The organism is Microbacterium capsulatum, from assembly GCF_030865425.1.
GTDB classification, from domain to species: domain Bacteria; phylum Actinomycetota; class Actinomycetes; order Actinomycetales; family Microbacteriaceae; genus Microbacterium; species Microbacterium capsulatum.
The window spans coordinates 32,478-47,537 of the sequence record NZ_JAVFCB010000011.1 but is presented as its reverse complement, the minus strand read 5'-3'; the positions used below and the strand labels follow the sequence as shown (position 1 = coordinate 47,537).

Sequence of the window (15,060 nt, the reverse complement as noted above, 5' to 3'; positions counted from 1 at the left end):
ATCGGGTACGGCCTCCTTCGACGCGATGGCGCAGCAGTTGAGGGCTCAAGGACTCGGCCTACGGGCTCAGGGGCTGGTTCCGGGTCAGTCTTCCCTGTCGTCGTATTCGTCGCCGGCCATCACCAGCGTCGCCGCGAGGACCGTCGCGCGCGCGACGACGTGGCGCAGCTCATCGGGGACACTCCAGCCTCCGTCGGCCGCCGCAACCACCAGGCCCATCGAAGCGAGGTCCCGGAGTCGCGTCTCGGCGAGCCCCTCCACCACCTCGTCACGCATCGATGCCGGCTCGTCGGGGTCCGCATTCCGCGCGATCCGGTCGGGAGCGATCGCCGACATCAGCATCGCGATGATCTCGACCGCGACCTCGGCGGCCACGGGGCTGAACCAGCCGGATCCGCTGACAGCGTTCGCGAGGAAGTAGCCGATCACCTCTTCTGCCACCTCGAGCGTCAGCGCCGTCGACGCACGTTCCGTCGCAGGCCCTGGGCGCATCTGCGACCGGTCGCGTTCGATGACGCGCGCCGTCTGCAACGACTCCCACCACGCCTCGAGCAGCGGCACGTCGCGCATCGATCGCGCCGCGATCGGAGCGTCGGGATCGGAGGCGCTGCGCGGCGACCACGGCTCGTTCGTTCCATGAGCCCGAAGCCCCAGCAGGCCCTCGACGTACTCGATGTCGGCTCGACGCAGCGCGCCGGTCGCCGTCACCGTCAGTCCGCGGCCGATCCACATCAGCAGGTCGGGAATGGCGCGGAGGATCGGAAGCTCCGCGTACGCGCGCAGCTTGACGTCGTCGGGAACCGGATCCTCTTCGGTCAGCAGTTCGTTCAGGGCGTCGTCGAACCCCGCGTCGTCGTGCGCCGCCATCGCCTCCTCGAGGGCGTCGTGCACGTCCTCCCACTCCTCCGGATCGCGGGAGTTCTCGATGCGGAAGTGCAGATAGCCGTCGAGCGCCGACAGTGCGTCGTCGAAGAGATCCGGATCAGACTCTGCCGCGTCGTCGTCGGCGATCAGCAGTTCGATGAGCCTCTCCACATGCTGCGGGACATCCGGGCGCAGGCCCTCGTCGCGCATGACCACGAGCAGCCCCTCGAACGTGCTCATCATCTCTTCGAAGAGCTCGGGCGTGACATCGGGCTGGTGCACGAGCCAGGTGGCGAAGCCGGTGGCGGACGGCGCGAAATGCGGCTGGCTCGACGGCGGCACGTACCCGGGGTCGGCGGCGGGGCCGAAGGCGGATCCTCCCGGGGGCGCCGATCCGGCAGTGGAGGCGGACCCTGCAGGGAAGGCGGATCCTCCAGGGCTGCGCGGCTGATGTTCGCGGGGATCGAGATCATCGAACGGGTCGGTCACTCCGCCAGCGTAGGGCGTCGGCGCGAGACGCGTCAGACTGCCTGTGGAAATGCCGCCGTGGTCGGTCAGCTCACCGGTTGTTACCGTTCTGTGACATGATTTCGAGGGTCAAACCTGCGAACAGATCTTCGAATGTCGGCGGTGGCTGAGACCATGGGGTATGGCTTCCTTCGATGCGATCACGGCGCTGATCCCGACCCTCGCGGGGCGGGTCGGCGCGGGTGCGTCCGCATCCGATGTGCAAGTGGTGATCGAGAACCTCGGCGACGAGGAGGCGGTCGCGGTGCGGCGGGAGGCGGGCGAGGTCGGGCGCCTGATCGAGCAGATCCAGCTCATCAGCGCGGGCGTGATCGCCCAGCGCTCGTATCGCGAGTCCGGACATTCGGGGCTCGCACAGCGCCTGGGGCATCGGTCCGCGGTGTCGTTGCTGCAGGAGCTCGGGGGAGTGACGAAGGGTGATGCCGCGAGGCAGGTGCGCGTCGGGGAGGCCCTCGTCGCCGCGCCGGTGCAGGGTGAGCCTTCGGAAGAGGTGGCGGTCGGGCAGGACGAGACTGCGGCGCCGTGGTACACCTGCCTCAGCGTCGCTCTGCGGGAGGAGAGGTTGTCGTCGGCGCAGTTCGACGCGATACGACGAGGGCTCGGAGATCCGCCCGACGGTGCGAGCGAGGCGTGGGAGCACGCTGCGCTGCAGCTGACCGACGAAGCTGCGGGTAGGACCGTGGAAGAGCTCCTGGCGCAGGCGCGGACCATCCGGGATCTGCTGGATCCTCATGGCGCGGAGGAGAGGTTCCTCGCCCGGTTCGAGAGGCGATCGTTCCGCACGTTCCTCGATCACGACGGGATGCGGCGGGCGTCGATCGCGTTCGATGACGAGGGCGGCGCGTTCGTGGAGTCGATCTTCGCCGCCGCGCTGCGTCCGCGGAGGGGAGGCCCCCGATTCGTCGACCCGGACGAGAAGACCCTCGCGATGGGACTGGCGGAAGATCCGCGCACGAATGAGCAGCTCGCGTATGACCTGCTGCTGGACGTCGTTCGCGCCGGAACCCTCGCGGAGCCGGAAGCCGTCTTCGGCACGCGACAGGCAGGGCTCCGTCTCGTGCGGGTGGACGCATCGGATGACGTTCCTGGCCCGGTCGCCTTCACGGAGGACGGGCTGACCGCGCTTCCCGCAGCCGTTGCCGAGCGACGAATGTGCGAGACCGGTGTGGTGGCCGTGACCGTCGACGGATGCGGGAATCCACTGGACGTGGGGCGTGAGTCGCGGCTGTTCACTGCTCGGCAGCGGGTCGCGCTCGCGATCCGGGATGGTGGGTGCCGGTGGACCGGCTGCGACCGGCCGGCGTCATATTGCGAGGCGCATCACATCGACGAGTGGCATCGCGACCAGGGGCGCACGGACATCGACCGAGGGATCCTGCTGTGCAGATTCCACCACATGGAACTTCACCATGGCGGATGGACGATCACGCGCTCTGCGAGGACTCCGGGGTGCGGGCCCGGCGACTTCGTCCTGCATGATTCCGCTGTGCGTGTGCGTGTGCTGCGGGAACGCCTACCGCTGCGGTACTTGTGGGGCGACATCGATCCGCCGCCGAGACGATTCCGCCCCGCCGCCTGAACCCGTCCCGGTGAGGGAGCGCGTCAGGCGCAACCGGGGTGCCTTCTCCGGGTCATCGAGCGCCCCAAGTCGTCGAGCGCCCCGTGCGCAGCGCCGAGCAAGGCGAGGGGCGAGGCCAAACGGGGGATGCGTTGCGCGACAGCAGCATGTGCCGGCAGCTCACGACGTTCCGTCTCGCCCCGCTCGCTCAACGACCGGATGAGGAGTGCGTCTCGCCCCGCTCGCTCAACGAGCGGTGCCGGGCGATGCGGCACGTCTCGCTCCGCTCGCTCAACGACCGCGGCGCGCCCCGCTCAGTTCACGCAGGGCACGTTCCCCGACTGCAGGGGCGTCGACGAGTCCGTGTACACCGGGTGCGGCGCCGGAGTCGAGGCGCCCGACGAACCGGACGAGCCCGAAGATCCCGAAGACTTCGAAGGCCCCGAAGACTTCGACGGTGCGGCCGAGGAGGTGGGCGCCGCCGTCGGCGTCGGCGGGTTCAGCAGATCCTTCACCTGAGCCCGGATCGCGTCGACGTCGACGATGTTCACGCTCTGGCCGTTGCGAGTGCCGAACTCCTTGACGGGCAGGGTGACGAACGAGATGTTGCCGCCGGCCAGGCTCTGCGCCTGTTGCGCGAACGACAGCAGGTCGAGGTTGTCGTCGAGGGCGACGTCCTTCTTCGCGACGTCGATGAGCTTCTGCAGCTTGCCGAAGTCGGTGAACGTCGACGCCTGCTTGAGCTTCACGGCCAGCGACACCATGAACGCCTGCTGGCGGCGCGTGCGGTCCAGATCCGTCATGTCGAAGTCGCTCGTGGTCGTGTCGCGGCGCTGCCGTACGAACGCCATCGCCTGCGACGCGTTCAGCTGCTGCACCCCGGCGGGGAAGTTCGCCCCCGAGAACGTGTCCGCGGTCGCGTGGTTCAGGCACACCGTCACCGGCTGAACCGCCTGCGCGACCTCGTAGAACGCGGCCATCGTCACCTCGACGAAGTGATCGATCCGCACTCCGCCGAGGAACGCCGACACCGTCTTGATCGTGCTCTGCCGCGCCGCTGTGCGCGCCTGCTGGTACGCGTCGGCGTGTGCGACGCCCTTGTTCACGAGCTTCTCGATCGTGGACTCGAACGCGTCGCCGTACGCCTCCTTGATCTTTCCCTTGTTCACCCCGCCCGGGGAGCCGACGAAGTCGACGTAGTCGTCGCGCGGGATCGAGATCCCGACGGCCTTGCCGCCGCCGGCCGGGATGTGGATCAGCATCAGCACGTTCGTGTTGTACCCGCCGACCGACGAATCCTCCGCGTGGATCTGGTCGTAGATCGCCTGCGGGAACGGATTGCCGTTCTCGTCCACCCGGCTGTCCAGCCCCATGATCAGGAAGTTCGATTCGCCCGTGTTCTGCGCCGGTCCGTTGTCGGCGATGGAGGAGCGGTGGATCCCGTTGTTCGCGTCGACGTACGTCGTGACGGCGAACGCGATGGCCGCGATCAGGATGAGCACGACGGCGGCGCTGATGCCGAAGACGATCCGGCGTCGCCGGAACATGCGTCGGCGAGCGGCGATCTGCTCGGGCGTGCGCGAGGTCATACGGATCCGTTCCTGTCGGCGGGCAGGGGCCTCGTCGATCCTGGAGGGTCCACCTGTGCGCTATCCGGGAGCGGCGCCTCTAGCCCCCGGACGTGCACCGTGCCACGATGAGCCCATGTTCATGGTGACGACGAACGACGTGCCCGGCTACCGGGTCACGCAGGTGCTCGGCGAGGTCATGGGCCTCACCGTCCGCTCGATGAACTTCGGGCAGGGCTTCACCGCGGGATTCCGCGCCATCGGCGGCGGCGAGATCCCGGAATACACCCAGGTGATGTACGAGTCGCGCTACGAGGTGATGAACCGGCTCTGGGCCGAGGCCACCCAGCGCGGCGGCAACGCCGTGATCGCGATGCGCTTCGACACCGGCGCGCTCGGCAGCTTCACCGAGGTGTGCGCGTACGGCACCGCGGTGGTGATCGAGCCGCTCGACGGATCCGCGCCCGCGGCCTGAGAAGGAGGGGATCCGGCGGCTGCGGCTTCGATGCGCCCGGATCCAGCGGGGTCCCTTCGACGGGCTCGGGGACCACGGAGCGGTCGGCTGACGGAACGGTCCCTTCGACGGGCTCGGGGACCGATCCGACCGGCCCCGCAACCCGGCGTCGCACGGCTATGCCGACGGCGAACACGGGCATGCGGCGCTTGCCCGGTCGTTACTCTCGATGTATCCGGCACGGAGCGTGCCATCGCCCGGCGGCGCCACCGCCGAAACGGGCCTTCGCCCGAGAGGGCAACGAACAAGGAGTGACATGTTCGAGAGATTCACCGACCGAGCCCGTCGTGTCGTCGTCCTCGCCCAGGAAGAGGCGAAGATGCTCAACCACAACTACATCGGCACCGAGCACATCCTCCTCGGCCTCATCCACGAGGGCGAGGGAGCCGCGGCCAAGGCGCTGGAGTCGCTGGGCATCTCCCTCGACGCCGTCCGCGAGCAGGTGCAGGACATCATCGGGCAGGGCCAGCAGCAGCCGACCGGACACATCCCGTTCACCCCGCGCGCCAAGAAGGTCCTCGAGCTGAGCCTGCGCGAGGCGCTGCAGCTCGGCCACAACTACATCGGCACCGAGCACATCCTCCTCGGCCTCATCCGCGAGGGCGAGGGAGTGGCGGCTCAGGTGCTCGTCAAGCTCGGCGCAGACCTGAACAAGGTGCGCCAGCAGGTCATCCAGATGCTGTCCGGATCCCCGGGCCGCGAGCCCGCCGCCGTCTCCGGGGCGTCGCACGACCCCCAGCAGCAGGCCCAGGGCGGCTCGCAGGTGCTCGACCAGTTCGGCCGCAACCTGACGCAGGCCGCGCGCGACGGCAAGCTCGACCCGGTCATCGGGCGCGAGAAGGAGATCGAGCGGGTCATGCAGATCCTCTCCCGCCGCTCCAAGAACAACCCGGTGCTGATCGGCGAGCCCGGCGTCGGCAAGACCGCCGTCGTCGAGGGCCTGGCCCAGGCGATCGTGAAGGGCGACGTCCCCGAGACGCTGAAGGACAAGCAGCTCTACTCGCTCGACCTCGGATCCCTCATCGCCGGATCCCGCTACCGCGGCGACTTCGAGGAGCGCCTGAAGAAGGTCACCAAGGAGATCCGCACGCGCGGCGACATCATCGTCTTCATCGACGAGATCCACACCCTCGTGGGTGCGGGCGCCGCCGAGGGCGCCATCGACGCGGCGAGCATCCTGAAGCCGCTGCTCGCCCGCGGCGAGCTGCAGACGATCGGCGCGACCACGCTCGACGAGTACCGCAAGCACTTCGAGAAGGACGCGGCCCTGGAGCGCCGGTTCCAGCCGATCCAGGTGCAGGAGCCGAGCCTGCCGCACACGATCAACATCCTGAAGGGTCTGCGCGACCGCTACGAAGCGCACCACAAGGTGCAGATCACCGACGGCGCGCTCGTCGCCGCGGCGAACCTCGCCGACCGCTACGTGGCCGACCGGTTCCTTCCGGACAAGGCGATCGACCTGATCGACGAGGCCGGGGCGCGCCTGCGTCTGTCGATCCTGTCCTCCCCGCCGGAGCTGCGCGAGTTCGACGACAAGATCGCCAAGGTCCGCGAGGAGAAGGAGCTGGCCAGCGAGGAGCAGGACTTCGAGAAGGCCGCGGCCCTGCGCGACCAGGAGAAGGAGCTGCTCGCCGAGCGCCTGCGCCTCGAGAAGCAGTGGCGTTCGGGCGACGTCGCGACCAACGCGGTCGTCGACGAGGGCCTGATCGCCGAGGTCCTGGCCCAGGCCACGGGCATCCCGGTGTTCAAGCTCACCGAGGAGGAGTCCAGCCGCCTCGTCTTCATGGAGAAGGCGCTGCACCAGCGCGTCATCGGCCAGGAGGAGGCGATCGCCGCCCTGTCGAAGACGATCCGTCGTCAGCGTGCGGGCCTGAAGGACCCGAAGCGCCCCAGCGGCTCGTTCATCTTCGCCGGCCCCACCGGCGTCGGCAAGACCGAGCTGGCCAAGGCGCTCGCGGAGTTCCTGTTCGACGACGAGGGCGCCCTGATCTCGCTGGACATGAGCGAGTTCGGCGAGAAGCACACCGTCTCCCGGTTGTTCGGCGCCCCTCCGGGCTTCGTCGGCTTCGAGGAGGGCGGCCAGCTCACCGAGAAGGTGCGCCGCAAGCCGTTCTCGGTCGTGCTCTTCGACGAGATCGAGAAGGCCCACCCGGACATCTTCAACTCGCTGCTGCAGATCCTCGAGGAAGGCCGCCTCACCGACGGCCAGGGCCGCGTGATCGACTTCAAGAACACCGTGATCATCATGACGACGAACCTCGGCTCGTCGGCGATCGCGGGTGGCCCGGTCGGCTTCCAGATCGAGGGCAACGCGCAGAGCACCTACGAGCGGATGAAGGGCAAGGTCGACGAGGAGCTCAAGCGCAACTTCAAGCCCGAGTTCCTGAACCGCCTGGACGACGTGATCGTCTTCCCGCAGCTGAACAAGGACGAGCTGCGTCAGATCGTGGGCCTGTTCACGAAGCGCCTGAGCGACCGCCTGCTCGACCGCGACATGACGGTGGAGCTGACGGACGCCGCGAAGGACCGCCTCATCGACCTGGGCTTCGACCCGACGCTCGGCGCCCGGCCGCTGCGTCGTGCGATGCAGCGCGAGGTCGAGGACCAGCTGTCGGAGAAGATCCTGCACGGCGAGCTCAACCCCGGCGACCACGTGCACGTGGACGCGGTGGACGGCAAGTTCGTCTTCACGACGGGTCCGCGCGGCGAGAAGGTCTCGCTCGGCGTCAACACGCAGGGCACGATCCCGACCACGCCGGATCTCGCGGCGGGCGGGACGGCCTGATCCGTCCGGTCTGACCGGCACGGTCTGCTCGCACGGTCTGCTCGTAGTCCCGAAGGGGCGGAGTGCTTCGGCACCCGCCCCCTTCGGCGTACTCAGGTCGTTGAGCGCTGGTCTCCGGGAGACGAAACGCGCCGATCCCGGGGAGGACTGCGTTTCGTCTCGGTCGGCTTCGCCGTCCTCGCTCAACGACCCCGAGAAGGGGCGCGGCTCAGCGACCCCGGGAGGTGCTCCTCGTGGCCGGGCGGCGGTCGTGCGACGTGCGTGACCGGCGGCGACGGGCGGAGGCGGATCCGGTGCCCGCGGGCAGGACGGATCCGGCCGGAGCGGACTCCAGGGCGGTGCGCGCGGCGGACAGGGACGGGTAGCTGCCGAGCCGGCGGCTGTGCCGGTCGTGCAGGACATGGGTGGTGCCGTCGACGGCCACGAAGCCGGCGTACTCGCCGTCCCGGGTCGCGACGAACACGTCGTGGTCGGCCTGTCGCCAGGTCAGGTTGTTCATGGTGATGCTCAGACGTTCGGGGCGGACTGATCCGCCGTGAAGGATCCGGCCGGGTGTGCGGGCGCGCGTCGATGCGGTTCGCAGGAGAGGTCTCCGGCCGAGGGGGTTCGCGCTGCGCCGAAGAGACGTCGGCAGGCTGTGCGCGGAATCGCCCACCCTAGCAGAAGCCGAGCGTAGGCGCATCCCACCGCTGACGGTATCCCGCATCCAGAGCGCTGGCGCCGCCGTCGCGACACGGTGTCGGACACCGGTGCCTCGCGTTGCGCCGCCGCGACGGGGAGACGCCTCGGTGCGGTCGATTAGCATCGCCGTGGTATCGCTCGACGATGAGGACGGAGGCTGCGATGGCGCGGTGGGACATCGAGGGCATCGACGGGCTGATCTTCTCCGACGGCTGGCGGCCCGGGTCGGGCGGCGTCGAGCCGATCACATCTCCCGGTGACGGCGGCCTCGTCGCTCACGCGGGGATCGCCGACGAGTCGGATGTGGAGCGCGCGGGCCGCAGCGCGGTCGCGGCGCAGGCCGACTGGGGCCGCACCTCCTACCGCACCAGGGCCGATGTGCTCATGGGCGCGGCGCAGGCGCTCCGGGAGATCCGCGGGGACGTCGCGCACGTCCTGATCCGGGAGAGCGGATCGCTGCCCGGCAAGGCCCGGCACGAGATCGACAAGGCGATCGACGAGCTCGTCGCCGCGGCCGGTCTGGTCACGATGTCGCAGGGCGATCTTCTGCCGGTGGAGGATCCGGCGACGATCGGCATGGCGCGGCGCATCCCGGTCGGCGTCGTCGGCGTGATCTCGCCCTGGAACGCCCCGCTCATGCTCGCGATCCGCTCGGTCGCACCCGCGATCGCCCTCGGCAACGCCGTGCTGCTCAAGCCCGACGTCAAGACGGCGTTCTCGGGCGGTGCGGCGATCGCCGAGATCTTCCGCCGTGCGGGTCTCCCGGATGGAGTGCTGCACGTGCTGCCCGGTGGGCCCGCGACCGGCGAAGCCGTGGTGCGCTCGCCGCACACGAATGTGATCTCCTTCACCGGATCCTCCGCGGCGGGCCGCCGGGTCGGCGAGCTGGCCGGCGGGCTGCTCAAACGGGTCGTGCTGGAGCTCGGCGGCAACAACGCGTTCATCGTGATGGCGGACGCGGATCTGGACAGGGCGGTCGCCGCCGGCGTCGGCGGATCTTTCCGGCACCAGGGGCAGATCTGCATGGCCACCGGACGCCACCTCGTGCACGAGAGCGTCGCGGACGAATACGTGGAGCGGCTGCGGGTCGCCGCCCAAGCCTTCGTGCCGGGTGATCCGCTCACTCCTGGCACGACCCTGGGTCCGCTCATCACCCGCGCCCAGACCGAACGCGTGCACGGCATCGTGCAGGAGGCGGTCGTGGGCGGTGCCCGGATCGTTCACGGCGGATCGCATGACGGTCTCTTCTACGAGCCGACCGTTCTGGACGGGGTGGACGAGGACAACGCGGCGTTCCGTTCCGAGATCTTCGGCCCGGTGGCGCCGGTCACCCGGTTCCGTACCGAGGACGAGGCCCTCGCGCTCGCCAACGCCAGCGACTACGGCCTCACCGCAGCGATCCACACCCGAGACGTCGCCCGGGCGCTCGGCTTCGCGTCCCGGCTGCGCGCCGGGATGGTCGCCGTGAACGGGCAGACCATCTACGACGCCGCGCACATCCCGATGGGCGGCATCGGCGCCTCGGGCAACGGCGGACGCCACGGCGGCCACTGGAACCTGGACGAGTTCACCTACTGGCAGTGGGTGACCGTCCCCACCATCTCGGGCTGAGATCCGGCCCGCGGGCGAAGAGGGCGCGCTGCTCCGAGGGGGACGGCACGTCCTCCTTCGTCGTGTCCGCGCGCCTCGCGGTACTGCGACATCGTGTCGGAATGCCGGCCGAACTTTCGCACGATGCTCACGTATCGGTCGGATCCGGGCCGTCCCTAGCCTGGGATTCCTGCATTCGAGGAGGAGTCCGTGACCGTATCCGTGAAGAGCCCCCGCGCTCCGCTGCCGCCGCTCGGCGAGGACGAATGGCCCGACACCGTCGAGGTCCTCGTGATGGGCGGAGGACCGGTCGGGATGACGTGCGCGATCATGCTCGCCCAGCGCGGGATCGACGTGCTGCTCGTCGAACGGCGCGACTTCGTCTTCCGGTTCCCGCGAGCGCACCTGCTCAACCCGCGCACGATGGAGGCCTTCCACGACATCGGCGTCGCGGCGGACATCTACGCGGCCACCCCCACGCACGACCGCTGGCGCAAAGCCGTCTGGTACACGACGGCGACCGGCCCCGGCCGCTACGACGGCCTGAAGATCGGCGAGGTGCCCGCCTGGGGCGGCGGTCCCGACGCCGATCGGTACCGGGCTTCGAGCCCGCGGGCGTTCGCGAACATGCCGCAGCTGCGCCTCGATCCGCTTATCCACCGGCACGCGGTTGCCGCCGCCCCCGGGCGCATCCGCGCGCGGCAGGAGGTCGTCGGGATCCGCCAGGATGAGGATGCCGCGACCGTCTCGATCCGCGACGTCGCGACCGATACGATCCGTGAGGTGCGCGCCGGGTACGTGATCGCCGCGGACGGCGGACGCGACAGCGCCGCGCTCCTCGGCGTCGAACTCGAGGGCCCCCGCGACATGCGCGAGGTCGTCAACTACCACGTCAGCCTCGACCTCTCCGCCTGGTCGGAGCCCGACGCCCTGCTTGCTCACTTCCTGCATCCCGGGGGCGGCGCGCGCCGTCGCGGCACGATCCAGGCGCTCGGCCCCACCCACTACGATCGCGACTCCGAGGAGTGGCTGGTCTCGGTGGCGGGCTGGATGGTCGAGGGGGATCCCGATGACGAGAAGGCACTGTTCGACTCGATCCGCCGCATGCTCGGGCTCGCCGAGGACCACGCGATCACGATGCACTCGATGACGCGCTGGTCGTACAACGGCCTGGTCGCGAAGCGGTTCCGCTCCGGGCGGGTGTTCCTCGCCGGCGACGCTGCGCACAAGCACCCGCCGACCGGCGGTCTCGGCCTGAACAGCGGCATCCAGGACGCGCAGAACCTGTGCTGGAAGCTCGCCGCGGTGCTTGACGGACACGCGCCGGACGCGCTGCTGGACAGCTACCAGGCTGAACGCCGCCCGATCGTCGCCTGGTACACCGCGCACTCCCTGGAGAACGCGAACCGGCACCCTCCGATCGCCGCCGCGCTCGGTTTCGGTGAGGACGAGGAGGAGGGTTTCCGCAACCTCGGGGTGTTCGTGAGCGACACCCCCGAGGGCGATGCGATGCGCGCCCGCGTCGAGGCCGAGGTGGCGCACAACGCGCACGACTACAGCCAGCTCGGGGTCGAGGCCGGGTTCCACTACTCGGCGGGAGCACTCGTTCCCGACGGCACGCCGGTCCCGGGCGACCCGTCGGATCCGGTCGCATTCCACGCGACCTCCCGTCCCGGTCACCATCTGCCGCACGTCTGGCTGGACAGCCGGACCGGCGAGGACGGATCGCCGCTGTCCTCGCACGACCTCGTGGTGCCGGCCGGGCTCACGCTGCTGACCTCGGCGTCCGCCGCGCCGCGCTGGCAGGAGGCGCTCGACCTCGTCGCCGGTGTGCTCCCGGTCGCCGTCGTCCCGATCGCCGACGGCGACGCGGCCTGGACGTCCGTGCGCGAGATCGGCGCCGACGGCGCGCTGCTCGTGCGGCCCGACCGCAAGGTGGCCTGGCGGTCCGCCGCGCTGCCCGGGGATCCGTCGATGGTGCTCGACGACGCGCTCGCGGTGATCGTCCGCGGCGGCGACGCCCCGGCCGAGGACCCGGCGGAGCCGTTCCTGAGACGGATCCGGGCCGCCGCGAGCGTGCTCGTGCAGTAGCGTCCCGACCGCACGATCGGCGGGCGATTCGGACACCGTGTCGGATCGCCTCGGGTCAGATTCCCGCACCCCGCCGATCCTCTCCGAACCGGGCCCTCGTAGCGTCGAGACAGCGAGGAAGCCCGGCCCGCCGGAGCGCAGAGAAATCAGAAGGAGCCCCCCGTGATCATCGATGTCCACGGCCACATGTCCGCACCGGATGCGTACTACGCGTGGAAGGCCTCGCTGCTCGCCGCGCGCGGATCGCACGGCGGCAAGCCGCCGGGGATCAGCGACGACGCGCTCATCGCCTCGTACAACGCCCCGCATCCGAGCTTCGGCAACATCTCGCACCTCGACCACATCGACGGTGCCGGGATCGACCTGCAGTTGCTCTCGCCGCGTCCGTTCCACGCCATGCACTCCGAGCGCCCGACGAAGATCGTCGAGTGGTTCACCGTCGAGACGAACAACCTGATCCAACGCGCCACCGAGCTCTTCCCCGGCCGGTTCAAGGGCGTCGCCGGCATCCCGCAGAGCCCGTATCTCAGCGTCGAGCAGTGGCTGCCGGAGCTGCGCCGAGCGGTCACCGAGCTCGGCTTCGTCGGCGCGATGGTGAACTCCGACCCCTACGAGGGCACCGAGGTGCCGCCGGCGATGGGCGAGCCGTACTGGTACCCGCTGTACGAGGCGCTCTGCGAGCTCGACGTGCCGATGCTGCTGCACTCGGCGGGCTGCAAGTTCCCGTCCCGGGAGCCGTACAGCCTGCACTTCATCCAGGAGGAGACCGTCTCGGTCTGGAGCATGATCCAGTCGAACGTGTTTGCCGACTTCCCCGACCTCAAGGTCGTCGTCGCGCACGGCGGCGGCGCGATCCCATACCAGATGGGCCGCTTCCTGCCCTCGGTCGTGCGAACCGGCGTCTCCTACCTCGACAAGCTGCGCAACTTCCATTTCGATTCCTGCCTGTACACGCAGGACAGCCTCGAACTGCTGATGAAGGCGGTCGGTACGGATCGCGTGCTGTTCGGATCCGAGAAGCCGGGCACCGGATCCCAGATCGATCCCGCGACCGGTCGCTGGTTCGACGACATCCATCTGCTCATCGACGACATCGAATGGCTCGACGCGGACAGCCGCGCCGACGTGCTCGAGAACAACGCCCGCGCTCTCTTCCGGCTCTGACCGCTGTACCGAAAGGACCCACCCATGACCGAGATCGTCGCCGGATTCGGCACCTCGCACGGACCGCAGCTCAAGGCCGCTCCGCCTGCCGCCTGGGAGACCCGCGGCGTCGCCGATCGCGGCAGCAAGGGCCTGAAGTTCCGCGGCGGCACCTACTCCTTCGACGAGCTCAAGGCGCTCCGCGAGGACTTCTCGCACGAGATCACGCACGACGTCATGCAGCGCCGCTGGGACAGCTGCCAGGCCTCGATGGACGCCCTGTCGACGTTCATCGCCGCGCAGGATGTCGACGTGCTCGTCATCGTCTCGAGCGACCACAAGGAGACCTACGGCGACGAGTGGCTCGCGCCGTTCTCGGTGTTCTGGGGCGACGAGGTCGCGCACGTGCCGTTCACCCAGGCGCAGCTCGACGAGATGGCGCCCGGACTGGCCGAAGCGGCCCTGGGCGATGTCCCGGACCGCACGATCGTGCGGCCAACGCATCGGGCGCTCGGCAAGCACATCATCCAGTCCACCCAGGCGGAGGACTTCGACACCGGTGCGACCGAGATCGTCCCCGCCGGCCGCTACGAGAACAACTCCATTCCGCACGGCTTCGGGTTCATCTACCAGCGCTTCATGGGCGAGGAGTCCACCGTCCCGATGGTGCCGATCTTCATCAACACGTTCTGGGAACCGAACCCGCCGAGTGCCAAGCGCTGCTACGACTTCGGCCGCGCCGTCGGCCGCGCGATCCAGTCCTTCCCCGGCGACCTCCGCGTCGGCGTCGTCGCCTCCGGCGGGCTCAGCCATTTCGTCATCGACGAGAAGCTCGACTCCGAGTTCATCCAGGCGATGAGGGACCACGACGCCGACTACCTCTCCTCGGTGCCCGCGGGCGAGATGACGTCCGGGGCCTCCGAACTGCGCAACTGGATCGCCGTCGCCGGCATCGCCGACGAGGTGGGGCTGACCGTCGCGAACGTCGACTACGAGCCCTGCTACCGCACGGAGGCGGGCACCGGTAACGCGATGGGCTTCGTCACCTGGGAGCGGACCGCCCGATGACCGCTCCGATCGTCGCCGCGTTGCGCGAGCTGGACAGCTGCGCGGTGTCGGACGCCCTGGACACCCTGGGCCTGCCCGGAGCGGTGACGGCACTGCCGCCGCGGTGGGACTCGGGCGCGGTGCTCGCCGGGCGCGTCCGCACCGTCACGGCGGCGCCCAAGGCCACGGCCGGCCCCGCGACGCACATCGCGACGCCGCTCGTCGCGATCGCCGAGAGCGACGACGTGGTCGTGATCGACAATCACGGCCGAACGGACGTGTCGTGCTGGGGCGGCCTGCTCGCCGAGGCCGCTGTGCAGCGCGGAGTCTCCGGTGTGATCGTCGACGGCGCTTGCCGCGACGTCCAGGAGAGCGCGGCGCTGGGCCTGCCCGTGTTCGCCCGCGCGGCAGTGCCGGTCAGCGCGCGCGGTCGGATCGTGCAGCAGGCCATGGACGAGCGGATCCAGGTCGCCGGCGTCTCCGTCGCGTCGTACGACTACGTCATCGCCGACGTGAATGGCGTCGTCTTCGTCGCCGCCGACCAGGCCGAGCGCGTGGTCGAGCTCGCGCAGCGCATCGCCGAGCGGGAGGCGCGGATGGCGGACGCCGTGCGCGCGGGCCGCGACGTGAGCGAGGTCATGCACGACTCCCAGTTCCCGGCGGTCACCGCCGACATCACCACCTGAGCGGA

The 15,060-nt window shown here is 69.7% G+C and carries 11 protein-coding genes; 8 read left to right on the top strand and 3 right to left on the bottom strand.

Annotation, left to right across the window (positions count from 1 at the left end):
- Positions 1-84: 84 nt before the first annotated feature.
- The gene (locus RBR11_RS16340) at positions 85-1,353 is read right to left on the bottom strand and encodes a hypothetical protein (RefSeq protein WP_308490443.1); all 1,269 of its coding nucleotides are present in this window, start codon (positions 1,351-1,353) and stop codon (positions 85-87) included.
- A 160-nt stretch (positions 1,354-1,513) separates the two neighbouring features.
- Between RBR11_RS16340 and RBR11_RS16335 the strand changes: the two genes are divergently transcribed.
- Positions 1,514-2,971: an HNH endonuclease signature motif containing protein gene (locus tag RBR11_RS16335; protein ID WP_308490442.1), complete on the top strand. Its 1,458-nt coding sequence runs from the start codon at positions 1,514-1,516 to the stop codon at positions 2,969-2,971.
- Between the two features lie 293 nt (positions 2,972-3,264).
- Here the strand turns inward: RBR11_RS16335 and RBR11_RS16330 are convergent, their stop codons facing one another.
- Entirely contained in the window at positions 3,265-4,539 is a 1,275-nt protein-coding gene (locus tag RBR11_RS16330; protein ID WP_308490441.1) for an LCP family protein, read from the bottom strand.
- A gap of 115 nt (positions 4,540-4,654) precedes the next feature.
- Between RBR11_RS16330 and RBR11_RS16325 the strand changes: the two genes are divergently transcribed.
- On the top strand, positions 4,655-4,993 hold the full coding sequence (locus RBR11_RS16325; RefSeq protein WP_308490440.1) for a YbjQ family protein: 339 nt from the start codon (positions 4,655-4,657) through the stop codon (positions 4,991-4,993).
- A 295-nt stretch (positions 4,994-5,288) separates the two neighbouring features.
- On the top strand, positions 5,289-7,817 hold the full coding sequence (locus RBR11_RS16320) for an ATP-dependent Clp protease ATP-binding subunit (RefSeq protein WP_308490439.1): 2,529 nt from the start codon (positions 5,289-5,291) through the stop codon (positions 7,815-7,817).
- A 208-nt stretch (positions 7,818-8,025) separates the two neighbouring features.
- Here RBR11_RS16320 and RBR11_RS16315 read toward each other — a convergent pair whose 3' ends face one another.
- Complete coding sequence (locus tag RBR11_RS16315; RefSeq protein WP_308490438.1) at positions 8,026-8,316, bottom strand: hypothetical protein; 291 nt, start codon at positions 8,314-8,316, stop codon at positions 8,026-8,028.
- A 326-nt stretch (positions 8,317-8,642) separates the two neighbouring features.
- On the opposite strand from RBR11_RS16315, the gene RBR11_RS16310 reads away from it, so the two are divergent.
- The 5 genes from RBR11_RS16310 to RBR11_RS16290 all read left to right on the top strand — a co-directional run bounded on the left by RBR11_RS16310 (position 8,643) and on the right by RBR11_RS16290 (position 15,055).
- Positions 8,643-10,109: an aldehyde dehydrogenase family protein gene (locus RBR11_RS16310; protein WP_308490437.1), complete on the top strand. Its 1,467-nt coding sequence runs from the start codon at positions 8,643-8,645 to the stop codon at positions 10,107-10,109.
- A 189-nt stretch (positions 10,110-10,298) separates the two neighbouring features.
- A complete protein-coding gene (locus tag RBR11_RS16305) occupies positions 10,299-12,179 on the top strand; it encodes an FAD-dependent monooxygenase (protein WP_308490436.1) in 1,881 nt (626 codons plus the stop codon).
- A 162-nt stretch (positions 12,180-12,341) separates the two neighbouring features.
- Positions 12,342-13,343 (top strand): amidohydrolase family protein, encoded by a 1,002-nt coding sequence (locus RBR11_RS16300; protein WP_308490435.1) that lies wholly within the window; start codon positions 12,342-12,344, stop codon positions 13,341-13,343.
- 24 nt (positions 13,344-13,367) lie between these two features.
- Positions 13,368-14,390: a DODA-type extradiol aromatic ring-opening family dioxygenase gene (locus RBR11_RS16295; RefSeq protein ID WP_308490434.1), complete on the top strand. Its 1,023-nt coding sequence runs from the start codon at positions 13,368-13,370 to the stop codon at positions 14,388-14,390.
- A complete protein-coding gene (locus RBR11_RS16290) occupies positions 14,387-15,055 on the top strand; it encodes an RraA family protein (protein WP_308490433.1) in 669 nt (222 codons plus the stop codon). The genes RBR11_RS16295 and RBR11_RS16290 overlap by 4 nt, the downstream gene beginning before the upstream one ends.
- Positions 15,056-15,060 lie beyond the last annotated feature (5 nt).